This is a genomic window from Micromonospora sp. NPDC000089 (genome assembly GCF_042899365.1).
Lineage (GTDB): Bacteria > Actinomycetota > Actinomycetes > Mycobacteriales > Micromonosporaceae > Micromonospora.
In genome coordinates this window covers 42,722-69,423 of sequence record NZ_JBIAZT010000016.1, presented here as the reverse complement: position 1 = coordinate 69,423, position 26,702 = coordinate 42,722, and the positions used below count along the sequence as shown (strand labels likewise).

The window sequence follows — 26,702 nt, the reverse complement described above, 5'->3', positions numbered from 1 at the left end:
GTCCCCGCCATGTCCACGCCTCAAGCGCTGCTCGCCGTGGGCCCCAGCTTCATCGACCCGGAATGGCTGATCTCCACCTTCGGGCTGATCGGAATCCTCGCGATCATCTTCGCCGAATCCGGGCTGCTCATCGGGTTCTTCCTTCCCGGCGACTCGCTGCTGTTCACCGCCGGACTCCTCGTCGCCGACGGCCGCTACCTGCACCAGCCCCTCTGGCTGGTCTGCCTGCTCGTCGCCGTCGCCGCCATCGTCGGCGACCAGGTCGGCTACCTTTTCGGCAAGCGCGTCGGCCCGAGCCTGTTCCGGCGCCCCAACTCCCGGCTGTTCAAACAGGAGAACGTACAACAGGCCAACGCCTTCTTCGCACGCTACGGCGCCCGCTCGATCGTGCTGGCCCGCTTCGTGCCGATCGTGCGAACCTTCACCCCCATCATCGCCGGAGTCAGCCGCATGCACTACCGCACCTTCCTCACCTACAACGTCCTCGGCGGCGTCCTGTGGGGAACCGGTGTCACCGTGCTCGGCTACTTCCTCGGGCAGATCAGCTTCGTCAAGTCGAACATCGAGTTCATCCTCATCGCCATCGTGCTCATCTCCGTCCTGCCCATCGGCATCCAACTCCTGCGCTCCCGCCGCCACTCGGCGACCACCGCCGATGCGACGGTGTCCAGCGGCGCACCCGGTACCGACTGAACGACCCGTCGGCGCTGGGCGACACCCCAGCGCCGACCTGCAACTGGCCGCCGGATCGTCCTCACCTGCGGGTTGATGGCCCCGGGGGACTTCCCATCCGCCCGCCGCCTCGCACGAGCGATCCCGGATGGTCGATCACCTGACGCCGTCGAACTGGTTCAGGGTCGTCATCAGGGCATCGACCGCTGAGGCGCAGTCGGCCTGCACCGGATTCGACGCCCTCAGAGCGGTCAGGACCGCATCGATCTGGTCGTCGAGTTGGTGCCATCTCGCGGAATCGCGCGGCTTGAGCCCCGCCTCGGCGTCGTCCCACGCCACCTCGAGATCCTTCGCCCGGGCCTTCCCGCCCGCCAGGTCGTTTCTGGCGACCTTCTCCTTGACGTCCGTGACGATCACCGCGAATTTACCGAGGTTGCCCAGCTTCGTCGTCGGATGAGCTTGCCGCGGGAGGGCTGCCGGGGCACCGGCCCGGCTACCGGGCTGCGCGGTCGTCACGGGGGCAGACTCGGCGGTCGGCGTCGTGTCCGCGGCCGGCCGCAACGCCCACCCGACCAGCGCGACAGCTACGACGGCCGCGCCGGCCCAGATGTAGTCCTGCCCCTGGCCGCCGCGCGGCCCCGCGCCCTTGACAGCCACACCGTGACGACTGACCAGAACCTGTTCACGGATGACGAGGGCCAAGATCGTGCCGATGAAAAGCAGACTGGTCACGCTCGCGCCCAGCCCCAGACCGCCGAAATCCTTGTCCTGCGTCAGCAGGTCACCGAGCGAGGCGCCGAGCGGGCGGGTGAGCACGTAGGCGATCCAGAACGTCAGCACCTGTCCGGCGCCCAGCCGGTAGGCGACCCACGTCGCCGCAATCAGGGCCCCGAAAATCAGCACCCCGTTGCGGAAGCCCAGGCTGAGCGCTTCGGTAGCGAGGTCGCCAGCGGCGGTGCCGAGTGCGAACGTGGTGAGGATCGCGCCCCAGTAGAACGCCTCGCGGCGCGGAGTGTCGATGGAAGTGATCGCGAGAGTATGTTCCTGCCGATACCACACAGCGAACACGACCGCGAGGACAACTGCGAAAACAGCGGTACTGAGATACAGGCTCACAGCCAGCGTGTCAGTGAAGAAGTCGGTCAACTGCGTACCGACGATGCTCACCAACACCACACACAACCAGTAGATCCATGGCGTGTAGGCACGGGTCCGGAACTGGATGACAAGCGCGACGACGAGCGCCGCGAACATGACGGCGTCGGTGACGGCAGGCCCCAGGCCGACGTTCACGGCGAGGTAGTCCGCGAACGTCTCTCCGATCGTCGTCGACAACACCTTGATGACCCAGAACGTCACGGTAATCGCCGGGACTTTGGTCAACCAGCCGCGCGTACCTACCAGCCGGTCAGTGGCAACAGACACAATTCTTCCCCTTCGGCAAGGACTCTGACGAGAGCATGGGCCGCCGACCCTGAAATCCTGCTGAAGACCGCGTCTCCCGATCCCCGTACCTCGGCCCGTACCGTCTCGCCGACCCGGACGCACCGCTGCTGCGCACCGCCTTCGACCAGACCGCCAACGCCAACGGGCTGCCCCGGTCCGCGGCCGCGATGCAGCGGCCAGGTCGGCGAGCAGGTAGAAGCCGAGGGTGCGGGCCTGCTCGGTGGGGAACGCGGCGAGGAGTTCCTCGGCGCCGCCGAGGTCACCGCGCTACTTGGCGGCGATGACTCCGGCGGCAGGTCGGAGCAGTTCGGTGGCGGTGTGGGTGGCTGTGGTCACCCGGATCAGGTCTTCGGTCTGGTGGCGCGGGCGGCATCGAACTGGGCGGTCACGTCGGCCCAGTTGACCAGGTTCCACAGCCGGTCGACGTAGTCGGGGCGCCCGCCGCCTGCCGCCCGCCGCCCGCCGCCCGCCGCCCGCAAGAAGATCAAGCCAGCGCCCGCAAGAACCGGCCCGACAGCGGCCCCAACGCCAGCAACCCGGCGCCGACGAAACCGAGAACAGGTGCTCCGAGCTCACCGAAGCGCAAGCAGGCCGCAAAGCCGCAGGTCACATCCCGACAAACCCGCGAGAAGGCCGTCTCCGGGGGGGGACTGCACCCACATCGCACCCACGTGACACCCACCATCTACACCGACCGGACAGCAAAAAGGGCCTGACCTGCGTCTCCGCAGATCAGGCCCCTCATGATCTTGTGCGCCCGAAGGGACTCGAACCCCTAACCTTCTGATCCGTAGCCGAACCCGTCAGATGCTCCCTACGCTGCGTAACCGCCACTTCGTGCGTATCGCTGAGTGCTGCTGCGCGCCGAAACAAGTGGCTTAGTATCTGCTGGTCAGGGCGATGCCACCCGCAGAGTGCGACATCCTCCAATGTGAGGAGCGGCCTCGCAGGCCGCGTGGGCTGATTTAGTTCCAACCGTGCTGGTCATACGCCGAACATCCGAGCACCAACGGAGCACCATCACGGCTGGTAACCACCGGCAGCGGGCCACGTCCTTCTACAGCCATATTTGGCGCGACGAGGCCCTCCGAGCACCGAGCCACCCAGGTCGACGAAGGGTGGCTCAGACATGTCCTCGCTGGCAGTGGCGCCAGGCTGGTCTCAGGGCACTCCTCCCCCGCTCGCTACTCCTGCCGCCAGGACCGCCGGCTGAGGTAGCGCCGTTGCCGCGCGAGACTGCGCGGCGTCCCGGGCTTCGGCGCCTTGGGAGCGATAGGCGGCTTGCTCGCTCCGCGTCGCTTGCGCGGCGGATAGGTACGCCCCGGCCCGCCGCCCGACATCGGGCGGACAGGATCGCCGGGCCGAACGGCACCGCACACAGACTTTTCCAAGATTCACTCCTCCGACATGAGCAACTGCGCCAAGGATCCCCTCAGACGGGGTTCCCTGCTTGTGGTGATCTTTGCCGACAAAAGTCTGCCACAGCGACCGGCCCGGACGAATCGGAGCGTGAGCGCAGCGTGAGCAGTAAGCCAGAGGGGATGAGAAGCTTCCCTGGCGCAGTGACGTGAGTGCCCTGCTCACAATGAACCGGTGGGAGGGAAACATGCAGTTCGAGCTCTTGGGAGACTTTCACGCCTTCGAGGGCGACCGACGCATTCAGATCAGGTCCATGCAGGTCCGCGCCCTCCTGGCAACCCTTCTGCTCGCGCCCGGGCAACGCGCATCGCACGAGTACATCGCGGACCGCCTCTGGCCAAAGGGCGACTACAATCCGACCAGGGTGCGTTCGTGCTGCCGAAAGCTGCGCAGTTACTTCCCGGACGCCATGCCTGACAGCAATGAGCGGCGCTATTGCAGCCTCCGTGTCGACCGGACTGTTGTTGACTACTTCCGATTCGAGGACAACCTCGAACTGGCCCGACTTCGGCAAGGCGCGGACCGGATCGGCACCTTGCGCGACGCCCTCGCCGAATGGCGAGGCGAGCCCCTGGGCGAAATCACTGGCGCGGACCTGAGCGACGAGAGGCAGCGCCTCGATCAGAGCCGCCTGCGCGCCACCTTCCTCCTCCTCGATGAGCTGTTGAAGGTCGATACGTCGGGCTTCAACCGTGAGCTGCGGCCAGCACTGCGTCGGTGGCCAGCGGATCAACCGCTTCTCAGCCTCGAACTACGGTTCCTTGCCAGCACAGACGGCCCGTCGCGGGTCCGCCAGCGATACCAGGAGTGGACGAGACTGCACGGTGCCCCGGACGCCAAGCTGGAGAGGTACGTCGACCAGCTGACCCGCCGTTCCGTCACCAAGCCGGCGCAACCTGGCGTACCGCGCCAGCTTCCGCCCCACCGGGCACCCCTTGCGGGACGGCAGGCAGAGCTCAGCGCTTTGTCGGAGGCGTTGCTGGCGGATGCCCTGGCGAACACCGGGCTGGCTGTGGTCACCGGGATGGCCGGCGTCGGGAAGACGCAGCTCGCGCAACACTGGGCGGCTTCGGTGGAGGGCGACTTCCCAGACGGCACGCTCTACGTGGATCTCAACGGCTACACGGCCAACGGGTCTCCGGAGCAGCCGGCCCAGCTCCTGGCCCGGATCCTCAACGACCTCGGCGTCCGGCCCCGCACCCCAACTGTCGATGGGATGAGCACGGAATACCGCACGGAGCTCGCGCGCCGCAAGACCATCGTGCTGCTCGACAACGCCCGTGACGTCCATCAGGTGCGGCCGCTGCTGCCCGGCACCGGCTCGTCGGTAGCCGTCGTGACGAGCCGGGACCGTCTCATGCAGATGATCGTCCGCGAGCACGCTCATGAGGTCAGGCTCGGCCCGCTCGGTCACGAGGACGCGGTCGCCCTGCTGACCAGCAAACTCGGTGCCGCGCGGATGCGGGCCGGTGCCGAGCACATCAGCGAGATCGTCGCGCTGTGCGGCGGGCTACCGCTCGCACTCTCGATCGTCGCGGCCCAGGCCCGCTCGAGACCCCCCGAGGCCCTCGAGGAGATCACGGCGGCGCTGCGGGAAGAGGGGACACGCCTGGACTCGCTCGGACACCGATCCGCCGAGCTGAACGTGCGGGCGGCCCTGAGCAGCTCCTACGGCACTCTCAGCGCACCGGCGGCCGAGCTCTTCGCCCGGCTCGCGATCCACCCCGGCCCCACCATCAGCCGTCGGGCAGTCGGCTGTCTCGCCGAAGACACGCCGGCCGTGGCGATCGACGAGTTGATCGAGGCCAGCCTGCTGGATGAGCCGGCGGTCGGCCGGTTTGCCTTCCATGACCTCGTACGGATCTTCGCCGCCGACCGAACCGCCGCGATGCGGCCGGAGGACTACGACCGCGTCGACCGCCGGGTCTCGGATTTCCTCCTGCGCAACACCTGGGCCTGCGACCGGGTGCTCGCCCCGGATCGCGGGCTGCCCATCGCCGGTCCGGACGACATCGATGTCGTCGCGCCGGCCTCTTCGCGAGAGGCGATGGCTTGGCTGCACGCGGAATATGCCACCGTCACGGCGGCGATCAGACGGGCCCATGCCCGGCAGGAGGACCGGTACACGTGGCTGTTGAGCATGTCGCTGGTGACCTACCAGTGGCGCACCCACCGGTATGCCGACGCCGAGCGCTACCTGTCGTACGCGGCGGTCGCTGCCGGCCGCGTCGCCGGCCCTGCCGACCAGGCCATGGTGTACCGCATGTTGGCCGGCTCCCGCCGTGGGCTCGGCGACCTGGAGCACGCGAAGGCTGACCTGCGGCGAGCGATCTCGCTCAGTGAGGCAGCGGGCCACCCGCTCAGCGTCGCTCACAGCCGGCACTCGCTCGGACTGCTGCATCGGGAGAGCGGCGAGCCGCAGACGGCCACTGAGTTGTTCGAGTCGGCGCTGTCTGCGTATCGCCGGCTCGGCGACGTCCTGGGCGAAGCCGGCACCCTCCGGGGACTCGGCACGGTGCGGTTCGACCTCGGTGACCACGAGGGCGCGCTGCGGCGCGGCCAGGAGGCACTGCGGCTCTTCCTAACGACCGCCGACGTCAACAGCCAGGCGAGCACCTTCATGGATCTCGGGCGCGTGCACACCGCCCGCCGGGACGGACACAGCGCGCTGGACAGCTTTGCGTCGGCTGCCGACCGGTACGCCTGGTTGACGTATCCCCGCCGGGAGGCGACGGCGCTTCTGGAGATGTCCGAGGTGCTGAACACGTTGAACCGTGTCCCGGAGGCCCGCACCGCGCTTCGGGAGGCGGTCGACCTCCTTCGAGAACTGGACCCGGTCGCCGCCGACGAGGCAGAGTCCCGGCTCGCCGCGCTCTCGGAGTCGCCGCGATGAGGCTGGGACGGCGCTCAGCGCGTATCCGACGGCACGCGGTACCAGGCGGCGGGGTCGGGCCGGGGCGCCTTCGGGTGCGGTGGGGTGCCGGAAGTGGGGAGCAACGGCCGCAGCGTGGCCAGGATGTCGGACACCGACTTGGGACGGTCTGCCGGATCGAAGGCGGCCATCGCCGTGCCCAGCGTCCGCAGCACGGCCGGCATCCCGGTCAACGAGCCCGGCGGGAACTGTTCGGTCTGCTCCTCCGGCCGCCCGCTGTGTTCCTGGTAGGGCAACCGCAACGCGCTCATTTCGAACAGCATTGCGCCGAGACTGTAGACATCGACCTGGGGCTGGTGGTGCTGCCGGTGATACTGCTCCGGCGCGGCGTAGCCCGGCGTGCCACAACCGGTGTACTCCTCGTCCTCACAGGTCGAGACGATGCCGAAGTCGAACAGCCAGATCCGTCCGTCGTGGCCGACCATGATGTTGTCGGGCTTTATGTCGTGGTGCACGATCCCCCGGCCGTGAACCTCGGAAAGGATCTCGCAGAGCTGCGCGAGCACCGAGACAACGGTCTCCGTGTAGAGCGGTCGACTCCGCTCGATCAGCTCGCGCAGCAGGATTCCGTCGACGAAATCCATCGCCAGGTAGGCCCTCTCCCCATGCGACCCGCGTCGGATGTGGGCCGGCACCCCTGGAATGCCACGCAACGTATCGCCGAGGCCGCCCTCGTCGACGATCAGTTCGCCACCCCGCGCGAAGGTGGCGGTTGACTCGAACCCGCGGGGCGGCTGGAGCTTAATTGCCACCTCTCGCTCGCTTTCCATGTCCCAAGCCCGATAGACCTCGGCCGAAGCACCCTCGCCCGCCAGACGGACGACGCGGAACCGGTCGTCGATGACAACGCCACCCCGAAGCACTGACACCCCTGTGAGGAATGAGAACGACATGAGTCACGTGCAGATGTCGGGAATCCCGACCGCCGCGACCGCCGGCATCAAAGTATCGCTGGGCATGTTGGCCTCGAGTGCCCACCGATGTCCCGCCCATGATGCCATGGCGGCACGCCGAGTCCGGTCAGCCGCCGGTTCGGCGAGGCGCAAGGTCGAGGCACTGGAGAGCTTCGCCCAGGGACCGTTCATGGCGATCCTCGACATGGTCGAGGGCGAGGGAGTCGACGTCGACGAGGCGTTCCGGGAGCTGGACCGGCGAATTGCCGCAGGGCGGAACCGGCCCATTCACGAGGGCGTCCGCGCGTGGACGGCCCACGCCGTCCGTACCTACCTGCGAGCCTTCGGCCAAACGGACGACGCCATGGTCCCGGTGCTGCAGAAGTGGGAGTACCGACGGCACCTGTCACGGCGCGACGATCGCGGTGCCACCGATTACGCGATCACGGCATGGGGGCGCTGCTACACCTCAGCCGATGGGCGGACGCGGGAGCTGCGCCTCATCAAGAATCGCCTGGGGGCCGCAAAGCGGACGGTTGCCGAGATATCCGTGGCGGCCCTGGTCGTCGCCGCCGGTGAACCCGGCCCGCCTCCGGAACGCGTCCGCATCCTGCAGGTCGCACTTGTCGACGGCGCAGTGGAGACGCTTTTCGACGACAACGTCGAGTCGGCTCTGAGGCTTTACCGAGCCCAGGGAAAGGCCACGTTGGGTGAGCTGGTCGACAACGTCGAGTACCGACCCGGAGGCACCTGTGCCGGCTGCGCGCTCGCGCCCCGCTGCCCGGCGCTCCCCCGGGCACCGGGCCTCCTGGGGATCGCGGATCGAAGCCGGCCGCGCCGCACCTGGTCGGCTACCAACGCCCGCCAGTACCGCGACTGCCCGGCCCGGGAGTACCTGCGACGCCAGTGGCTGCCGATCGACACCGACATCGAGTACGGTCCGGCGGCCGAGCGTGGCCGCGCGGTGCACGCGTACCTCGAACGCCGGCACGCCGCCCTGCCCACCGCGCCTTGCACCACCGACGTGCCGCGCACGTGGGAGAACGTCGGCCGTCGGCTGTCGGAAGAGGATCTGGCACTGGGCCGCAAGCTTATCCGGCACCACGCGGAGGTCTGCCCGCTTCAGCACGTGCACGACGCCTCAGACGTACGCGTCGAACCTGACCTGGTGTTCGACGACGCCGATGCCGACCTCGTCGTCCTCGTGAAGCCCGACCTGCTCTACAAGGAGCACGGCACCTGGGTGTGGCGTGAGACGAAGACCGTCGGCAGCGACCGCCGACGGAACCGCGACCCGCTGGTGGAATACCCGCAGCTGGCCCTGGCCGTAGCGCTGATCGGTGCCGGACGTTTGGGTGGCGGGCATGGTCGGGTCGAGTTGGAGACGCTGCGTCCCGGCGGACCGGACTTGGTCATCATCGACCCGTTCACCGCCGAGGTCCGCGCAGCCGCGAGCCGTGCCCTCACGGATCACGTCCGCGCCTGGCACGCCGACGACCGGTTCCTGCCGTCCCCTGGCCCGCAGTGCGCACGGTGCGAGGTCGCCCGCTGGTGCCCGTCAGGCCCAGGCACCCCCGTCGGGACGGGGCCGATCATGCCGGGACGGGCGCGGTGATCCATGCGGACCTGCACGGGCGCGCTAATCTTACAATTCTGCCCCAGCTCGCCCGCGGCCTCATCGATCTGGGCGATGCCGCCCGGCGGGGCTCACTGGACCTTCCCTATCCACCGTCGATACAGCGCGTGCTGGACCGGATCGTGCTCGCCTGCCTGCGCGAGGGGCGCACACCACCGTCCAGCGTCCCCGAACTCATCGGCTGGTGCACTGCTCCCCTGGGTGCCCGCTGGCCGTCCTCCGCCCTGCCGGGGTTCCTCAGTGCCGAGGTGACCCTGCTCGATCTGCGGCGACGCCTTCCGACCCGCTCGTGCGCGGAACTCGCCGCATACGGGTCGGGCAACTCCGCCGAACAGAGTGTCGTGCGCAAGCTGGACGAGCTCGCGCAGGCCGCCTCCACGCCGGCGCTCTTCACGCAGTGCCGGGACTTCCTGATCGACCGGGTCGCCGTCACCAATGACGACACACGGGGCACGTCCTGGAAGCCCCAGATCTGGAAGCTCGTACAGGATCTTTACCGACCTCCGGTATCGGCTTACGCCCACGGCGGACTGACCACCTGCCCGACGTGCGGTCTTCTCGCCACGGTGGAGCACGGGCGCATCGCCTGGTGCGAAGGCGAGATCTGCGAACGGGGGCCAACTCCGGGCCCGGATTACAAGAAGGGCAAGGTGCGGGTGCTCGATTTCCCGCTGCGCCTGTTTCTGTCACTGCCAGGGCGGACGGAGCGAGCGGTCATGCGATGGCTCTCGGAGCGCGGCGTGACTGGAACGCTTCTTCCCGGCGAGCTCGGCGCGTACCAGCTCAGCGAGCCAGTCCTTGGCCGGAGCAACGTGCAGGTGTTCGACAGGGTGGAGCCACTGCTGCTGGCCGCCCAGCTGAGCGGACGCTCCGATCTGCTGGCCGTTATCCCCGATCACCTGGCGCGGGCGCGCCCCGCACTCCTGAAGTCGGTGCGTGACGCGCTGCCCCCGGAACTCGACGTCGTGGTGACCACACAAACTGCCGCATCGGAAGGAGCACCGCAGCATGCGTAGCACGGCGCAAGGGTTCGCCCCGGTCATCCAGGCACTGCGTCAGACGGGCGAGCTGCGGTCGAGAGAGTTGCTCAGGCTCTGCGAGGTGGAACTGGGGCTTCGTCTCCAGCAACACCTGGCCCCGGAATCCCCCGCCACGGACGCCTGGGTGCTGTTCAGCGGATACCCCTTCGCCCACGCCCGAGGGCTGGTCGCAGATCAACAGGGTGAGCAGATGCTCCGCGTTGCCCGCTATAGCCTCTGGACACTTCGCCGCAAGACCGCCTGGGAGGAGGCACTGCGCTCGTACGACCAGATTGATCCCTCCCTACGCGGCTACGACGTGCCGGACATCTCGCGCCCGACGACCGAGCGACTGCCTGCCTTCGCGCCGGACCGCTGGGACACCTACGACCTCCTACTGAGGTGTGCGCCACCGTTCAGGCGCACGGAAATGCCGGTGGCGGGGGACGGCCCGGCCGAGTTCCCCGTCGGCCGCCACTCGGTGACCATCCGGCTGTCCGGAACGGGGAACATGCCGGCTCCGACAGCACACGACCTCGACCTTCTTCCGGCAGGTGGTGGCGCGCCGATCTGCCTGCGCTGGCGGGACCTGCTGGAGACCGCAGCGGAGATGGACGAAGTTCTGTCCCAGAACTGGGTGGACAGGCTGTCGCGTACGCACCTGTTCACCAGTTCCGGTGGAGCATTCGCGCCGGACGAGGAGTTCTCCGTCGCCGGGGTGCAGCACCTGCTCGGCATTGTCGGTGCCGGAAAGAGCACGTTGCGCGACGTGATCACCGTGTACCTCGTGAACCGGCACGGTTTCTGCATCACAGTGGTTGTGGGTGACGTGGCCGAGTCGCTCAAGCTGGTGAGCCTCTACAACACCTACCTGACGGCGGGGCGCACTGCCGCCCCGATCATCGGCGCGTCTGGTCGGGAACGGCACGCGCAGCGGCTGCACCGCCGGCTGGCCAGCCGGGGAGAGCAGAACATCCTGAGTCACACCGACCCGAGCTTCACTTATCTGAGCACGTCCTGTGCGATCAATGCGCTGCTCCCCGAGGATGACGACATACTTCCCTACGGTGCCGCGCCGTGCGCCCGGCTTCAGGGGCAGTCCCGACGAGAGCGACGCGAAGAGGAGAGCGGCCGGTCCGGAAAGAGGCATGCCTGCCCATACTGGTCGGGGTGCCCCCGCCACCATGGCGCCCGGGAACTCGTGGACGCCCACGTCTGGGTCGCCACGCCGCCGAGCCTGATCGACGCTGCGGTACCCCGCGTGCAGAACGCCGAGCACCTGCACTACCTCGAGTTAGCCTGCCGACGCAGTGACCTCGTCATCGTGGACGAGGCGGACCGGGTCCAGATGCAGCTGGACCGGATGTTCGCGCCGGCTACGAAACTGGTCGCCGGAGTAGGCGACCGTTCCCTGCTCGACGAGCTCAACGCTCACAAGATCCGTGAGCTGGCCGACGGGGAGCGTCTGCAACTTTCGAACCGCGACGTCGAGGTCTGGAACGCCGCCGTCAACACGATCACGGCAGCGACGGATCGCCTGTACGCGATGCTGGTTGGTGACCACGCACTACGCACCTGGGTGCGGATCGGATACTTCAACGCCTGGACACTCCAGCTCCAACTCCTCGACGAACGCTACCCGGAGGCTGGCGAGCCGGACCGCGTGGAGCTTGAGCAACGGCTCGACGAGTTCCGGGACAACCCCCTCGGGGACCGGCGCCCGGAGTTGCGCAGAGGCTTGGTCGACCTGGTCACCGAGCTGCTGCACACGAGCTACCAGGAACACACCCGCCTGCGGCTCGTCGCGTTCGTGGTCGATCTGTTCAACCTGCCGCCATTCCTCGCCGACAAGCAGTGCGTTTTCGAGAAGGCGTCTGAAGCGCCGCGCCGGAAGAGGGCGAAGCCGCCGCAGAGCCCGGACGACTGGTTGTCCGAATGGACACGCCGCTTCGAATTCACGCTGCTGCTCGCCGCACTGGAATCGAAGCTGTCACTGATGAACGCCATGTGGCCTCGCGTTGAGGCGACACTGAAGCTCGGCTTCAACGAGATGTATCGCAGCCCCTTGTCCTACGGGCCGATCATTCCGGAAGCGCCCATGGGCAATGTTCTCGGCTTCCAGTTCCTGGTGAACGGCCCGGACTCGGGCGGTGTCCGCAGCGGCGAGCTCCGGTACTTCCGGTGCAACGGCATTGGCCGGGAACTGCTGCACGCGATGCCCGACATCCCACTGGCCGACGGCAGGCCGCCGACGAACGTACTCCTCATGTCCGGCAGTAGCTGGGCCGGGAAATCCAGTCGTTACCACCTCCGATTTCCGGTCGGCGTGCTCCTCAAGCCGGACCCCGAAGAGTTCGAGGCCCTGGTGGCCGGCACGGAGATCCGGCTTGAGCTGCTCGGGGAGGACGCTCCGCAGCTCCGCGTGTCCGGCGCGAGACCGGAGGCGCGAACACAGATTCTCACTCAGATGGCGCTCCGGCTCGGTGAGACGCAAGACGGGGAAGCCAGCATGCTGGAGAAGGAGTTGCTGAGGCTACCGGAGGCTCGCCGTCACCTGCTGCTCCTGGTTGGCAGTTACGACGAGGCCGGGGCCGTCGCCGACACCCTGCACACGCTCGGAAACCGGTGGCGGGGCCGGGTGCTGCGCCTGGTGGCCGACGACTTCGATGAAGAGTTCGCCACGGATCCCTTCGACGACGACGACCAACACGCCGGGATTCTGCGTCGTGGCGACGTGGACACCCTGAGAAACACATCCGCGGAGGTCCTCGTCGCACCGTTGCTCGCCGTCGAACGGGGACACAACATCCTTAACAGCGACGGCCAGGCCGCGATCGGCACCGTCTACTTCCTCGCGCGGCCGAATCCGCGTCCGGACGACATCGGCCTCGCGGTCCACGCCGTCAACGACTGGATGATCAGGTCAATCGACTCCGGCGAGTTCGACGACTGGGTACGCAGCGCCGCCACGCTTAGCGCCGGAGCGCGGGAGGTACGCCGGCAGGCAAGGCAGACGTGGTACCGGGTGCTACGTCGTTCCCTGGCGTGGAGCCGACTCAAGGAGGACCGGCCGGCGGTCACCTGGGACATGCTCGTACTGATCTGGCAGGTCATCGGCCGTCTCGTCCGCGGCGGCGTGCACGCCCGAGTGGTCTTCGTCGACGCCGCGTTCATGCCGAACCTGTGGGATGGGACAAAGCTGCCGGACACTGCCGAAACCAGCCTCTTGTACAGCATCGCCGAGGTGCTGGCGCCGTACTTCCTTTCGGACAGCGAGGTCTCACCGCTCGACCGGGACATTGTCCAGTCGCTGTACCGGCCTCTCTGGGACGCCCTTGACCGGTTCCTCCCGCCAACTGAGGAGAAGAACGAAACGTGTACACGCTGATTCGCCCCACCGCCTACGAGCCCGATCCTGCGGCCGGCCCCTGGCTGGAGCAGTACAACGTCATCCGGTTCGCCGAGCGCTGGCGCACAGGCCTCGAAGAGGTGTATCGCCTCGGCTGGAAGCGCAGGCAGAACCATGTCGGACTGCCGTTGCGCCAACTCAACGGGCTGTTCCGCGCGGTTGCCCCGGGCGTGACGGCGACCGGGCGCGGTGCTGGAAGCGACGCCACAGTACCGTGGATTTACGCGCGCGAGCCGGTACCCGCCGACGTGATCCGGCCCGCGATCTCCTCCTGGGTCACAGGCTTTCCGATTCCCGATGAGCACCAGCAGCGCCTGGCCGACGTCGTGGAGACGGCCCACAAGAGCATCCCCGAGTGGGACGTGGCGCAGGTCGACCTGACCACCGTCCAGCCCTCGCCGGAAGGCACGGCGGATCCCTCGCGTCAGTTATACGCACTGGTGCCGGAGATCTTGGCGGCCCGGCTCGCGGCACGCCCGCTGCGCCTACCCGGCGTCGGGCGCGACCTGTGGTTCCGGGTGGTCGACCGGGAGCAGGGGGCCGAATTGGTGTCGTGGCCACCGCAGGAATTCGTGACGAACCGTCGCACCTGGTTTTACTCAGCCGTCCTGACCATCACGGTGCAGACCGTGCCGTTCGTGCCGACGTACCGGGTGCATGTGTCGTCCGGGATTCGCCGGTGGATGACCTCCGGGACGGATCTGTCGCACAACCAGACGGCTCGGGTCCTCCTCGATGTTCCCCTTCCCTGGTCCGACCTCACCGAGAAGGGAACGTCTCGGCTGATCGCCAACCGCGTGGGGTGGAGCCGGGACCGGCGGCGCATCGACTGGCGGGACCACAGTGTGGCAGGTCTTCTGCCCGACCTTGACATCGTCCGGACCTATCCGAGGGCGGACGAGGTCGTCGCGCAGGCCCCGACCTGGATAAAAGGCCGGGGCGGGATCTCGGCTGGGATCGTGCACCAGAACCGGTACGGGACCCACGGGGTTGAGACCGGGCTGCTCTCCGGCGAGCGGTCACTCATCGACGGGTGGGTCGAGGAAGGGCTTCGGCCACTGTTCCGCCGGGCACCCGAACTGCACAGGGTCCGCGAGGCCAACAAGCCCACCCTGATCTCCAAGCCTGCCGCGAAGACCAATCCGGCCGGTCACGCCGAGGCGGTGCGGAAAGCCGTCGCCGCCCGCCGTGAGGCACTGAAGACAAGCCTCGCCGGCGAGCCCCTAGGTGTGGATCTCCTCTGGCAGTTCCCGGAGACCCGGCACGCGCTCCTGTCCGAACTCGCCGAGTTGCTAGGCTTTCCGACCGACGTTGCCAGCACTCAGCCGGACCAGGAGTGGCGGTTTGAGGGCCTACGGGTGTGCGTGCGTACCGCTGAGCTCGGGGCGCTCGGGGCGCCACTCGACGTCTCCCGGCGGGCGGGAGTGACGCGGTCCGGCGCCTTCGACGAGGCACTTCGCGCGCGCCGGGTCGCTGTCGCGGCGCGGCTGCGCCAACGGTCCGGGCCACCTGGGCTCGCCATCGTCGAGATCGGTGGGGAGCAGCGGTTCACCGCTCAGGACTCTGACCCCAAGTTCGCGGTCCGCTTGGGCCTTGCCGACACCGGCCGACTCAGCCAGTTCATCACCGTGCCGACCGACGCCACGGCTGACGTCAGCATGCGGGCGCGTGCCGCATGGCTGGACGGCCTGCGGCAGCTCGGCGCGACGACCATCCCCAGCCCTCGAGTCAGCGACGGGGTGCCGCAGGCCGTCCAGTACCTGGCGCTGTGGGTAGTGCGCCGACGCGCCAACGGGCCGACCAGGCGGGCGGGGCAGAAGCTGGTAGCGCTGCTGATCCGGCCGCACGACGACCACCACCGTGTCTGCGGGTGGGACGACTTAAGCCGGGAGTGGGTGCCTTACCCCGTGCTGCTGCTGCGACTCGCTCAGCGGGTGGAGTCGGTCGAAGTTCGGGACACGGAGAGCGACGAACACGCCAAGCCGCAGGCCCTCTCCCCGGACGAACAACGCGAGGACATCGAGCGGCAGATCCGTTCCGTCCTCTACCAGGCTCGCCACCGACCGACGCTACTGCTGGCGAACGCGGGCAACCTCCGCAGCGCCTGGCGGTGGCTCCGCAACCCCTCACTCACCGTCGACAGGATCGGCTTCGCCGCCGACGAACCACAACGGCTGGCCGCCTATGGTCCCGATCTCCGCTTCGTCCTTACCCGCGACGGCGCGGGACGGGAGGAGACGCCCCAGTGGTACGCGCCGGCGGCGGACGACGCGGTGGCTGGCCTGGCCAGCGGACTCTGGGCTGCGGAGGACGCGGCGGCCGGGAACCGGGTCTTCGTCAGCATCACCGACAAGCCGGCGAGCGCGGGAAAGGTTCACAAGGGGCTGATGAAGCTCGGCCCGCACCCATCATGGCCAAAGGGTCCGTCTGTGGTCGGGCGGAACCCCCAGTACCTCGAACTCGTCGTCCTCGGCTGCCTCTCAGAGAAGGTGCTGGCCGACGCTGGCGTCGTGGACGGCAAGCCGGACTCGCCCGCGTCCTGGGCGGCCCTCACCCACCAACTCCGCTTCCACGACGACTACCCGCCGCTAGCGCGGCCCCTTCCACTGCACCTGGCGAAGCTTGCCGAGGAGTACGTCCTACCGGTCATGCCCGAGGCGCTAAAGGACTGAGACTCACCGATCGCGACGCGACGCGGCACCTCCCTATACGGGAAGGTGCCGCGCCGCACCGCGTTCGAAGCGGCGGCGTGCCTCGCGGGCGGTCGTGGTCTTCCCGCTGCCGGGGCTCCCGCGAATGATCACTGGATCCTTTGATCAACTACTCGATACCTGGGAGCAAGATTCTTAAGAACGCTGCCGATAGGCGCGGAGCATCGTCTCAACGTAGATGGGGGCTAGCCCACGCAGCAATTCCTCGGGAAGCGCTCCGGCCAGCGCCGTGACTGCGAGATCGACGCCAGGGCTGCTTGGCCCGCCGAACTGCGCGACTAGGCGGTCGACGCCGGCGGCGACGCTGGCGCCACATATGGGGTTCATGGCGAGTTCGGCCAGACGGATGCCGACGGCGTCCGGCGGTGTGGGAGCCCGCATCAGCCGGATGACATCGGCGCAGTCCTTGGGCTTGACGCGATGCGCGCGACCGCGGTCGCCGTCAGTCAGCCGGTCTGCGATCTTGTGGCTCTTGGCGACCAGAAGAGCTGCGGGGCCCGCCACTCTGATCGTGGCTTGCCGGGTGTCGAGGTCTGGTTCGAGGCTGCCGACCGCCATCTGAGTGTTGTCGACGATGGTCGCTTCGAGTCCTGGCGTCCAGCGGGTGGCGTTCTTTCCGTGGTCGGGCAGCCGGGCGTCGCGTTTGCCTCGTCCGGGTGCGAGCGCTTCGGGAACGAGGAGGTCGACGGGGACGAACACGGTCTCTTTTTCGATCTTTGCGGGTGCCAGCCACGTGCCCGGTTCGATGCCGCCGTTGTCGGTCTTCACCTTGAGGGTGAAGCCTGCTTCGGTCATCGCTTCGGCGATGCGCGGGTCGGGGCCGAGCCTGGCCGGATCGATGCTCAGGTCAGCGTCGGCGGTGAACGGGGCGACGCTGACCTCCAGGTCCGCCTCGCCCGCCTGCAGGTAGATCGCCTGCGCGCCCACCAGTACAACGGCGGCGCGGTGCTCGCCAAGAGCGTCCAGGGCGTTGAGGAGGACGCGGCGGGCAGCCACGTACACGAGGGGATCGGGCGCGGTCACCCACCGACGCTACACCGGCTTGGGCAGATGGTCTTGGCGCCAGGCCGCGGGATCGCCCGACATCCAGTCCAGTAGTGCCTCGCCCTCCTCTGGGAGACGGCCGTTGCCCGCCAGGCAATCCAAGACGAGCTGCGATAGTCCAACGTGGAATGCACCGTCTTCGGCCATGCGTGAACGGGCCAGTTGAGATGCGTCGGCTGCGGTGAGCAGGATGACGTTGGCGCCCTGCTGTGTGGGCATGAGCTCAAACCGGGAGGCGGTCGCGGCGATGTCGGGGACGTAGAGGGCGAGCTGCGTCGGGGCGGCAATCTGCACGTACTCGTTTGCGGCATAGCTGCCGGTGATGACGGCCTGGTCATCGTTGCTGAGCCTCCGCAGCAGCGATGGGACGCCGGTTCGTGCGATATAGGTCTGGCTACGGTTGCTCTTGAGCAGGTTGTAGTGCTGCGCTCGGGCGCGCAGCAGTTCTCGCCAGTCGACGCGGGTGACAGCCTTGCTGCCCGGGTCGCGCTCGACCAGGCGGTCGTCGACGAGTGCGGCCAGAGTGCGCGAGACGTACGCGTTGCTGAGGCCACTGGCCGCAGCGAGATCCACGAGCCGATACGGCGGTGCGAAGTCGGTGAGCACGCGCACCAGAGCGTTGCTGCCGGGACCTTTGAGCCGGACGGGCGGCTTCGCCGGCGGGTTCGGATCCTGCTGAGCGCCATCGAGCCTGATGTGAATCGCTGGCCGCGGGATCCGGACTAGCACATTGCCGGTGAGGTCGATGTAGTTGATGTCCCGCTCGCGGAGCACTTCCCTTGAACGCGGGCTGAGCCAGGGCGCGACGACGATGATCGGTTCTCGGACGACCCGGCGCATGAGCCGATGGTTCCCGCCTAGCACACGGTCAACGTCGCGCGGGATGAAGCGCCTGAACGCCTGGACGATGAGCGTGCAGTGGTAGTTCGCCGCCTGGATCTCCCACATGGCGTCGTGTCCTGCGTCGCCGTCCTCGAAGGCCCGGCGGTTAACCTTCATGTCGTCGTCCGTGATCAGCTCGGTGAACTGGTCGAACGCGGCGGTCAGCAATTCCTGCTCAGTGGGGCCGTTCATGTGTCAAAGTTTGCCACAAATCTGGAATTTAGCAGCCATGGGCAAACGCCGGACTCCAGTTAAATCTTGCGGCAGCGCAACTCGGGTGAAACGGACAACTAGCGTGGCAAGGTCCTGCACCGGTCGGCGTTCAGGGTGCGACGGCGTGGTCGGGAGGCGGCGGCCCGCCAAGAGCGACGGCGGTTCTCCTGCGTCCGCAGCAAGAACGCGCCGCCCCCACACATCGTCTTTACCAGGACCCTGACCATTCGGGCCGCGGCGCTCAGCGATCGACGTATCGGCATCTTGCGGAGAGGAACCTCATGTCCGGTCACCGTCGCCCATGAGTGTCCCGTGACACCAACTGGAGCGACCTGGCCAGACTGGCCCCTACCCACTGCCTGAGCCTCGGCCGCCGACGAGAGTTGCATGGTTCTCGTTGGGCAAGTGTGCGGATGTCCGGAAGTCACGGGTGGCGAGCGTCGAGAGAAGTTCCCGTACCCGTAGGTCGGGCAACGTCGATGCAACAGGTGACTCCTTCAGAAGGGGACGCTCATGACGGCCTCAGGTGTGATCTTCAAACGGTGCGGGTGCCGCGACGACCAGCGGCGGCGATTGGAGCAGTCCTGCCCCCGACTGGGCGAACGTGGCCACGGCACCTGGTACTTCCACTGCTCGGCGACCAACCTCATCGGCCGCAAAGAACGGGTCCGTCGCGGCGGCTACCCCTCGCAGGTCGCCGCCCGCCGTGCCCGCGACGGATGGCTGACCACGACCGCTGCGGACCGGACGGCACAGGGCTGGACGGTCGAGCGGTGGCTGCGACACTGGCTCGACAACCGCACGAAGATCCGACCCACCACCCGCTTCCACTACACCCGCGACGTTGACACCGTTCTCATCCCGCAGCTCGGCCGCTACCGCCTGGGCGACCTCGACGCCCCGCTCCTGCGCACCGTGTTCGCCAAGATCGCGGCGACGAGAAACAGCAAGGGCCGCCCGCAGTCCGCCTCCGCGATGCACCACCTGCGCACCACCCTGCGCGCCGCCCTCAACCTCGCCGTCAAGGAAGGAATCCTCGACTGCAACCCGGCCCGACACATCGAGATCACCGGCTACCAGCAACCCCACGCCACCGTGTGGACCGACGCCCGCGTCGAGTCCTGGGAACAGACTGGCGCCCGGCCGGCCGTGGCGGTCTGGACCGCCGACCACCTCGCCGAGTTCCTCAGCGCCGTCAACGACGACCCCCTGTTCGCCCTCTGGTGGCTCGCCGGGCTACGCGGCCTGCGCCGTGGCGAGCTGTGCGGGCTGCGGTGGTACGACATCGATCTCGACCGTGGCATCCTGACCATCGAACGCAATCGCACCACCGCCGGCTACCAGATCGTCGAAGGCCAACCGAAGACCCCGGCCGGGCGGCGGTCGGTCGCCCTCGACAAACGCAGCGTGCAGATCCTGCGCGTGCACCGCCGCCACGAGCAAGACCGCAAGGCGGAGGCGGCAGAGAACGGCACGCCGCGGACCGACAGCGGATACGTGTTCACCCGCTCAGACGGCAAGCCGATCAACCCGAACTACGCCACTACCCGGTTCCGGATCCTCGTCCGCCGGGCCGGGTTGCCCCCGGTACGGCTGCACGACCTGCGCCACGGCGCCGCCTCGCTGGCCCACGAAGCCGGCGCCGACCTCAGAACGCTGCAGGACCTCCTCGGGCACTCCAGCATCGTGGTCACCGCCGACACCTACACCAGCGTCCTACCGCAGATCCAGCGCCGTTGCGCCGACGCCACCGCCCAACTGGTCCTCAACGCCGCCCGCCGCACCCGGAAGAAGATCAAAGCCAGCGCCCGCAAGAACCGGCCCGACCGCGGCCCCAGAACCGGCACCCCGGCGCCGACGAAACCGAAAACAGGTGCTCCGACCCCGGCGAAGTACCAGCTGGCTGTGAAGCCGCAGTTCACGACCCGGTCGACCCGCGACGACGCCGTTTTCGGGCCCGCACCCACGTCGCACCCACGTGACACCCACCGTCCACGCAGGCCAGACAGCAGAAAGGGCCCGAACCGCGTCTCCGCAGCCCAGGCCCCTCATGATCTTGTGCGCCCGAAGGGACTCGAACCCCTAACCTTCTGATCCGTAGTCAGATGCTCTATCCATTGAGCTACGGGCGCTCGTGCTCAGCCAGCCTACACGACCGACTTTCGCGCGGAGACTCCGGGATTCGAACCCGGGAGGGGCTTTAAAACCCCAACCGCATTAGCAGTGCGGCGCCATAGACCAGACTAGGCGAAGTCTCCCTGGTGACCCTGGGGACCACCGCGGACGAGGATACAGGTCGGCCCCCACCGGGGGCAAAGCGACTACCACCGGCCGCTCGGGCGCCGCGTGTCGCCATCGTGTGCGGCGTCACGTTCGCGACTACGCTTCATCGACATGGAGGAGCAGCCGCCGAGCGATCCACCCCGTCGCGCCGCCCGCGAGCAGGCACGTGGCCGGTCCCCCAGGGCCTCCTTCACGCCGCCGCCGGCCCCGCGCAGGGCGGCACCACCCGCCGACGATCCCGCGACCGGCGGCCGGACCCGATCGGCGAAGACCGCCCCCGCGGTGCTGTTCCAGCCGCCCACCGCCGACGACGAGACCCCGCCCCGCCGCCCGACCGGGTCGGCCTCCAGCGGTACGCCGGACGCCGGCACCGTCCCCGCCGACCAGACGGACCCCGACAAGCCCGTCGAGACCGGTGCGGCCGTCGATTCCGGGCCCGGACGGGATACGCCGAGGGCGCGCCGTGCCGCACCGGCCCGGAAGGCCACGCCCGCGAAGAATGCGCCGCCGACCGCGGAGGGACCTGCCACGGCAGCGCCGACCAAGCGAGCGGCGCCGGTCAAGGCGGCGCGGACCAAGGCAGTGCCGGCCAAGAAGTCAGCGCCGACGAGGAAACCCGCTGGCGACCTTCCACCGCCGCCACCAGTAGCGGCGACGGCGGAGGTGACGCCACCGGCCTCCGACGACAGGGCCACCCCGCTGAAGGCCGCTCCGCGAAAGGCCGCCCCCCGAAAGGCCGCCGCCCGTAACACGCCCGCCGCGACGGCCACGCCGTCGGCCGAGGTCGTGGAGTCGGCCGTCGTACGCCGTCCGGAGCTCTCACCCGAGGAGCCTGGGCCGGCGGTCGGGGCCACGTCGGGGCGTACCCGGGAACCGGGGTTGGTGGAGCTGCGGACCCGGCTGCTGGCCCACCCGGGCCTCGCGCCGGAGCTGCTCGCCCTGGCCGCCGTCGCCGGGGTCGGGCCGCGGGCGGCCGAGTGGGCGCGCGGGCTGCGGACGGCGTACCCGGATGCCGGCGCCGACGGGGTGGCCCGGCTGGCCACCCGGCGGTACGTGCGGGCGGCCGGCGCGGGCGGCGCCGCCGCGGCGGTGGCCGGCCTCTTCGCGCCGGTGGCCGAGCTGGCGGCGGTGCTGTGGACGCAGGCGGCGCTGGTGCTGCACCTGGCCGCGGCGTACGACGTCGACCCGACGCATCCCGACCGGGCGGTGGAGCTGCTGGTGCTCACCCAGGTGCACCCGGACGCGGCGAGCGCCCGCACGGCACTTGACCTGGCCTGGGCGGCCGACGGCCCGGCGGACCGGCCCTGGCCGGAGGCGGCCCGCCGGCTCGCCGCGCCGCTGGCCGGGCAGGCCGGAGGGTGGGCGATCCTGCGGCTGGCGTCCCGGCTGTTGCCCGGGGCCGCGGTGCTGGCCACGGCGGCCGGCGACGCGGCGGCGGCGCAACGGCTGGCGGCCCGGGCGACCGCCGCCTACCGGCCGGTCCCGGCCCGCCGACCCGTCGTCAGAGCCAGCTGAACCAGGACTTCGGCAGCAGCGAGTAGCCGACGAAGGCGACCACGTCGAGCACTGTGTGCGCCACGATCAGCGGCATCACCCGCTTGGTGCGCAGGTAGAACAGGCTGAACACGACGCCCATCACGGCGTTGCCGACGAACGCGCCGAAGCCCTGGTAGAGGTGGTACGAGCCGCGCAGCAGCGCGCTGGCCGCGATGATCGCGACGAGCCGCCAGCGCAGCTGGCGCAGCCGGGTGACCAGGTAGCCGACCACGATCACCTCCTCCAGCACCGCGTTCTGCACGGCGGCGAGGATCAGCACCGGCACCGCCCACCACAGGTCGGGCAGGCCGGCCGGCACCAGGGTGGCGTTCACCCCGAGCTGGGCGGCGACCCAGAACAGGGCCAGGCCGGGCAGGCCGATCAGCGCCGCCAGGCCCGCGCCGCGGGCCAGGTCCGACCCGGGCCGGCGCAGGTCGACACCGAGGGTACGGGCCGGATCACCCGGGTCCCGCGCCAGCAGGTGTACGGCGAGCAGCACCGGCAGCAGTGCGAACACGATGCCGAGCAGCTGGTACGTCAGGTCCAGCCAGGGCCGGGCGGACTGCGAGGTGTTCAGCGAGGCGGTCTGCTTCGACAGCGGCCCCTCGGCGGTCAGCTTCGCGATGATCGAGACCACGGCGTACACGGCCGACCGGCCGAGCGACAGGCCGAGCACCAGCAGGGTCTCGGTGCCGAGGACCCGGCGGGACACCGGGCGGGTGAGCTCGTCGACGGTCACCGCACCACTCTGCCGCACCGGTCGGGTCGACGGGAACGGTCGCACAGTCTGTGCGACCGGTGGGCACGCTGCGTGGACATTCTATCGGGGCCCGATCCGTCGCCTGGAGAAGGAGCACCCCGTGGACGATCTCGCACGCCTGCTGAAGGAGAGCTGGGCCCTGGTCGAGGAGGACCGGGAGCGGCTCAGCGGCCACTTCTACGCCCGGCTGTTCCTCCTCGACCCGGCCCTGCGGCAGCTGTTCCCGGTGCAGATGACCGGGCAGGGTGACCGGATCCTGGACGCGATCGTCACCGCCACCCAGGTCGTCGACGACCCGGAGAGCTTCGGGGAGTACCTGCGCTCGCTGGGCCGGGACCACCGCAAGTACCACGTCGAGGGGGCGCACTACGCGACCATGGGGGTGGCGCTGCTGGACGCGCTGCGCAGCACCGCCGGGGACGGCTGGAACCTGGAGTACGACCAGGCCTGGCGGGACGCGTACGCGGCGATCACCGCCACCATGCTGGCCGGGGCGGAGGCGGACGAGAACCCACCGTACTGGCACGCGGAGGTGCTCACCCACGAGCGGCACGGGCCGCACACCGCCGTGCTGACCGTCCGCGCGCTGCAGCACCCGCTGCCCTGGAAGGCCGGCCAGTACGTCAGCCTGGAGGTGCCCCGACACCACCCGCGGGTGTGGCGGACGTACTCGGTGGCGAACGCCCCGAACGACGACAACGTGCTGGAGTTCCACGTCCGTACGCCCGCCGGAGCGGGTTGGGTGTCCGGCGCGCTGGTCCGGCGGACCAGGCCGGGCGACCTGATCCGGGTGGCCGCGCCGATGGGCTCGATGACGGTGGACCACGACTCGGAGCGGGACATCCTCTGCGTGGCCGGCGGGGTGGGCCTGGCGCCGATCAAGGCGCTGGTGGAGGAGCTGACCACCTGGAACCGGACCCGCTGGGTGCACGTCTTCTACGGCGCCCGGCACGCCGACGACCTGTACGGGCTCGCCGGCCTGACCGAGCTGGTGGCCGCGCACCCGTGGCTGTCGGTCACTCCGACGTGCAGCGACGACCCGGACTTCGACGGCGAGCAGGGGAACGTCTCCGAGGTGGTCACCCGGTATGGCCCGTGGACCACGCACGACTGCTTCGTCTCGGGCTCGGCGCCGATGGTCCGGGCCACCCTGCGGGCGCTGGCCGAGGACGAGGTCCCGCCGGCGCACATCCGCTACGACACGTTCGGCAACCTGTAGAGCGTTCCTCCCCCCGACCGGGTCGCGTGCCCCTGCCCCCTGGGGCACGCGACCCGGTTCCCCGCCGCGAGCGACCCTTCCGGTCAGCCGGTCGGGTACTCCTCGACCGGCACCAGGGGCACCCCGGGCGGCATCAGGTCGGTGAGTCGCCGGCCCGCCAGGTGGTCGATCTCGTGGGCGACCAGCCGGGCCATCCCGTACGCGAACGAGGTGATGACCCGGCTGCCGTCGGAGTGGGCGTGTTCCACGTCGATCCGCAGCGGCCGGGACACCAGCCCGCGCCGGCCGGCCAGCGACAGGCAGCCCTCGTACTGCTCGTCGACCTCCACGCTGGCGTCGACGATCCGCGGGTTGAGCAGCACCACCGGCGGGGCGGACCGGTCGGCCGGCCGGATCACGGCGGCGGCGACGTCGAGCCCGAGCTGTGGCGCGGCGAGGCCGAGGCCGGCGTGGAACGGGCGCAGCTCGTCGACCCGGTCGAGCACCGCGGTCAGCCGGTCGGCCGCCTCCCGGGCGGTGGGCGCCTCGCGCGGCAGGTCGAGCGGCCGGGCGGGGCGGCCGGGCCGGGCGGGGTCGTCGGGCAGCACCCCGAGGGCGCGCAGCGGGTCGGTGGCCGGCGGCCGGGGCTGTTCGACGGGCTCCCGGCGGAACCGCCACTGCAGGCGATAGCGGGTGTTCAGCGGCGGGGCCTCGGTCGACCAGTCGAAGACCGCCCGGTCGTCGCGGTCGTGCCGGCGGACCGGCGTACGCAGCGGGCCCTCGTCGGCCGACAGCGAGGTCTCCACCCCCCACACCCGGGGTTCGAGCGCGGCCGGCAGGTCGAGCCGCACCGCCAGCCGTCGGGTGGGCAGCCGGACGGCCCGCTGGAACCAGGGCCCCCACTTCTCCGGCCCGACCTGGTAGGCGTACTCGACCTCGGCCCGCTCGCCGGGGTGCAGCGGGAACGGGCCGCCGTCGTTGGCGAACAGCAGCCAGATCTCCTTGTACGCGTCCCGGTCGTGCCGGACCCGCCAGTGCATCGCCTCCCGGTCGCCGCCGTCCTCGCGGAACGCCTGGAACCGCAGCTCGGCGATGGTGAGCGGATGTTCCCGGTGGTGCCGGTTGGACCGGCCCGGGTCGTCCGGCCAGCGGTCGACGGCGACCCGGACGAGGTAGCGGGTGACCGGCTCGGTGCCGGCGTTCCACAGCTGCCGGCGCACCACGCAGCGGTAGACGTCGTCGACCAGGGTGAGCACGGCGGTCTCCCGCTCGACCAGCAGGCCGGTGCCGGGCGGCAGCCACTGCCCGGTGGGCGCCGGTACGCGGGGGCCGGGCGCGGCGCGGCCCTGGCGGATCTGGTCGTACTCCCGGAAGCGCTGCCAGATGGCCCCGGCGGCGTCCAGCACCGCCTCGGCCCGGCGGGCGAAGTCCTCGGTGGGTCGGTGCCGGCGGCCCTCGACGTGGCTGACGTACGACGGGTCGAAGCCCATCAGCGCGGCGAGCTGCTTCTTGGAGAGCCCCCGTCCCGTCCGGTGCCGGGCGAGCTCGGCGGCGAAGGACTCTGCGGCCCGCTCCAGCGGGGAGGTGGTCATCGGTTTCCTCAGGGGCCGGGGGGACAAGTCTTCACGTTCCGCCGGATCGCCCGAAGCCAACTGCCGCCTTGCCGACACCTGTCTTGACAGCGCGCGTTTCCCCGGTCACCCCCCGGGTAGTACGCGGAGCCCGGGCCGGTCCGCCGCCGACGACGCCGGTGGAGTGACCCGGGCCTCTCGATCCGCCCTCGGCGGGACTTCCCCTGGGACGGCAACTCTGGTTAGGCTAGCCTTAGCTTCAGGACAGGGCGCCGACGAAGGGGATGGCCAGGTGACAGCGGTGCTGCCGAGGGACGACCTCGCGACCGCGCTCGCCCCGGTGACCGCGACCCTGCGGGCCATGTTCGGCACCGACGAGCTGCCCGGGCTGGCACCCGGCCTGGTGGTGGCCGACGAGGCCGGCTGGAGCTCGGCGACCGCGCTGGTCGACGGCAGCCGGCTGCCCGACTTCCTCCGCGCGGCCACCCGCCGCTGGGGCGGCACCCCGCACGCCTGCGCCGCGCTGGCCTGGAAGTCCTACAGCTACTGGACGGCCCTGCCGGTGGTGCTCGGCTGGGCGTCCGCCCGGCGGGTGCCACTGCTCGACCCGGCGGACGTGCTGATCCACTTCGAGGACCACCGCCAGCTGCTCACCATGGGCCTGCGCCGCGACACCCGGGTGGCGGTGCTGCCCGGCGACCCGCTGGCGCTCACCGGCGCGCCCGGGATCGTCGTCGTCGCCGACGAGACGGAGCTGCTCCGGGCACTGCGCGCCTCGCTGCGCGACGCCCACCTCGACCCGGTGATCGCGGCGATCCAGGCCGAGGTCCGGGTCGGCGCCCGTACGCTGCTCGGCTCGGTGGCCTCCGGCATCGCGCACGGCATCCTGCGCGCGGCGGACGTGCTGCCCGGTTCCTCCACGGTCGCCATCACCACGCTGCTCGACGCGCTCGACCTGACCGACCTGGTGGAGCTGGTGCCGGGCTCGACGGGCGAGCCGACTGTGCAGCGGCGCACCTGCTGTCTGGCCTTCACCCTGCCCCGGCCGAAGGTCTGCCAGGGCTGCTGCGTCCGCTGA

General features: G+C 69.7%; 17 protein-coding genes and 2 tRNA genes. 10 read left to right on the top strand and 9 right to left on the bottom strand.

Annotation, left to right across the window (positions count from 1 at the left end; all coding sequences use genetic code 11):
* Positions 1 to 9 precede the first annotated feature (9 nt).
* The gene (locus ACFY3U_RS23705) at positions 10 to 693 is read left to right on the top strand and encodes a DedA family protein (protein WP_387205457.1); all 684 of its coding nucleotides are present in this window, start codon (positions 10 to 12) and stop codon (positions 691 to 693) included.
* Between the two features lie 135 nt (positions 694 to 828).
* Here the strand turns inward: ACFY3U_RS23705 and ACFY3U_RS23700 are convergent, their stop codons facing one another.
* Both ACFY3U_RS23700 and ACFY3U_RS23695 read right to left on the bottom strand, forming a co-directional pair.
* Positions 829 to 2,097, bottom strand: coding sequence for a hypothetical protein (locus tag ACFY3U_RS23700; RefSeq protein WP_387205455.1), 1,269 nt, complete (start codon positions 2,095 to 2,097; stop codon positions 829 to 831).
* 362 nt (positions 2,098 to 2,459) lie between these two features.
* Positions 2,460 to 2,606, bottom strand: a complete 147-nt coding sequence (locus ACFY3U_RS23695) for a hypothetical protein (protein WP_387205453.1) — start codon at positions 2,604 to 2,606, stop codon at positions 2,460 to 2,462.
* A gap of 1,118 nt (positions 2,607 to 3,724) precedes the next feature.
* On the opposite strand from ACFY3U_RS23695, the gene ACFY3U_RS23690 reads away from it, so the two are divergent.
* Positions 3,725 to 6,430, top strand: coding sequence for an ATP-binding protein (locus tag ACFY3U_RS23690; RefSeq protein ID WP_387205451.1), 2,706 nt, complete (start codon positions 3,725 to 3,727; stop codon positions 6,428 to 6,430).
* A gap of 14 nt (positions 6,431 to 6,444) precedes the next feature.
* On the opposite strand, the gene ACFY3U_RS23685 is transcribed toward ACFY3U_RS23690, so the two are convergent.
* A complete protein-coding gene (locus ACFY3U_RS23685) occupies positions 6,445 to 7,362 on the bottom strand; it encodes a serine/threonine-protein kinase (RefSeq protein WP_387205449.1) in 918 nt (305 codons plus the stop codon).
* On the opposite strand from ACFY3U_RS23685, the gene ACFY3U_RS23680 reads away from it, so the two are divergent.
* From ACFY3U_RS23680 to ACFY3U_RS23665, 4 genes are read left to right on the top strand one after another with little or no spacing between them, the layout of a single operon-like run.
* Positions 7,361 to 8,977 (top strand): PD-(D/E)XK nuclease family protein, encoded by a 1,617-nt coding sequence (locus ACFY3U_RS23680; protein ID WP_387205447.1) that lies wholly within the window; start codon positions 7,361 to 7,363, stop codon positions 8,975 to 8,977. The two genes, ACFY3U_RS23685 and ACFY3U_RS23680, sit on opposite strands and share 2 nt — an antisense overlap.
* On the top strand, positions 8,974 to 10,014 hold the full coding sequence (locus ACFY3U_RS23675; RefSeq protein WP_387205445.1) for a hypothetical protein: 1,041 nt from the start codon (positions 8,974 to 8,976) through the stop codon (positions 10,012 to 10,014). The genes ACFY3U_RS23680 and ACFY3U_RS23675 overlap by 4 nt, the downstream gene beginning before the upstream one ends.
* Positions 10,007 to 13,405 carry a signal recognition particle gene (locus tag ACFY3U_RS23670; RefSeq protein WP_387205443.1) on the top strand — a complete coding sequence of 1,133 codons (3,399 nt, stop codon included), beginning with the start codon at positions 10,007 to 10,009 and terminating at the stop codon, positions 13,403 to 13,405. Before ACFY3U_RS23675 ends, ACFY3U_RS23670 begins: the two co-directional genes overlap by 8 nt.
* Positions 13,393 to 16,098 carry a pPIWI_RE module domain-containing protein gene (locus tag ACFY3U_RS23665; RefSeq protein ID WP_387205441.1) on the top strand — a complete coding sequence of 902 codons (2,706 nt, stop codon included), beginning with the start codon at positions 13,393 to 13,395 and terminating at the stop codon, positions 16,096 to 16,098. The genes ACFY3U_RS23670 and ACFY3U_RS23665 overlap by 13 nt, the downstream gene beginning before the upstream one ends.
* Before the next feature lie 174 nt (positions 16,099 to 16,272).
* Here ACFY3U_RS23665 and ACFY3U_RS23660 read toward each other — a convergent pair whose 3' ends face one another.
* Together ACFY3U_RS23660 and ACFY3U_RS23655 are read right to left on the bottom strand one after the other, a co-directional pair.
* Positions 16,273 to 17,160 carry a hypothetical protein gene (locus tag ACFY3U_RS23660; RefSeq protein ID WP_387205439.1) on the bottom strand — a complete coding sequence of 296 codons (888 nt, stop codon included), beginning with the start codon at positions 17,158 to 17,160 and terminating at the stop codon, positions 16,273 to 16,275.
* Positions 17,161 to 17,169: 9 nt separating this feature from the next.
* A complete protein-coding gene (locus tag ACFY3U_RS23655; RefSeq protein WP_387205437.1) occupies positions 17,170 to 18,255 on the bottom strand; it encodes a helix-turn-helix domain-containing protein in 1,086 nt (361 codons plus the stop codon).
* Between the two features lie 936 nt (positions 18,256 to 19,191).
* Between ACFY3U_RS23655 and ACFY3U_RS23650 the strand changes: the two genes are divergently transcribed.
* On the top strand, positions 19,192 to 20,370 hold the full coding sequence (locus tag ACFY3U_RS23650; RefSeq protein WP_387205435.1) for a tyrosine-type recombinase/integrase: 1,179 nt from the start codon (positions 19,192 to 19,194) through the stop codon (positions 20,368 to 20,370).
* Here the strand turns inward: ACFY3U_RS23650 and ACFY3U_RS23645 are convergent.
* Positions 20,336 to 20,408, bottom strand: a tRNA-Arg gene (locus ACFY3U_RS23645). The genes ACFY3U_RS23650 and ACFY3U_RS23645 overlap by 35 nt on opposite strands.
* Before the next feature lie 35 nt (positions 20,409 to 20,443).
* A tRNA-Ser gene (locus ACFY3U_RS23640) sits at positions 20,444 to 20,534 on the bottom strand.
* A 907-nt stretch (positions 20,535 to 21,441) separates the two neighbouring features.
* Between ACFY3U_RS23640 and ACFY3U_RS23635 the strand changes: the two genes are divergently transcribed.
* Entirely contained in the window at positions 21,442 to 22,074 is a 633-nt protein-coding gene (locus ACFY3U_RS23635) for a hypothetical protein (protein ID WP_387205433.1), read from the top strand.
* Here the strand turns inward: ACFY3U_RS23635 and ACFY3U_RS23630 are convergent.
* Positions 22,061 to 22,834 carry a CPBP family intramembrane glutamic endopeptidase gene (locus ACFY3U_RS23630; RefSeq protein ID WP_387205431.1) on the bottom strand — a complete coding sequence of 258 codons (774 nt, stop codon included), beginning with the start codon at positions 22,832 to 22,834 and terminating at the stop codon, positions 22,061 to 22,063. The genes ACFY3U_RS23635 and ACFY3U_RS23630 overlap by 14 nt on opposite strands.
* Positions 22,835 to 22,955: 121 nt before the next feature.
* Here ACFY3U_RS23630 and ACFY3U_RS23625 point away from each other — a divergent pair, with 121 nt between their 5' ends.
* Positions 22,956 to 24,074 (top strand): globin domain-containing protein, encoded by a 1,119-nt coding sequence (locus ACFY3U_RS23625; protein WP_387205429.1) that lies wholly within the window; start codon positions 22,956 to 22,958, stop codon positions 24,072 to 24,074.
* Between the two features lie 83 nt (positions 24,075 to 24,157).
* Here the strand turns inward: ACFY3U_RS23625 and ACFY3U_RS23620 are convergent, their stop codons facing one another.
* On the bottom strand, positions 24,158 to 25,645 hold the full coding sequence (locus tag ACFY3U_RS23620) for a peptide deformylase (protein WP_387205428.1): 1,488 nt from the start codon (positions 25,643 to 25,645) through the stop codon (positions 24,158 to 24,160).
* 340 nt (positions 25,646 to 25,985) lie between these two features.
* Between ACFY3U_RS23620 and ACFY3U_RS23615 the strand changes: the two genes are divergently transcribed.
* The gene (locus tag ACFY3U_RS23615) at positions 25,986 to 26,702 is read left to right on the top strand and encodes a hypothetical protein (RefSeq protein ID WP_387205567.1); all 717 of its coding nucleotides are present in this window, start codon (positions 25,986 to 25,988) and stop codon (positions 26,700 to 26,702) included.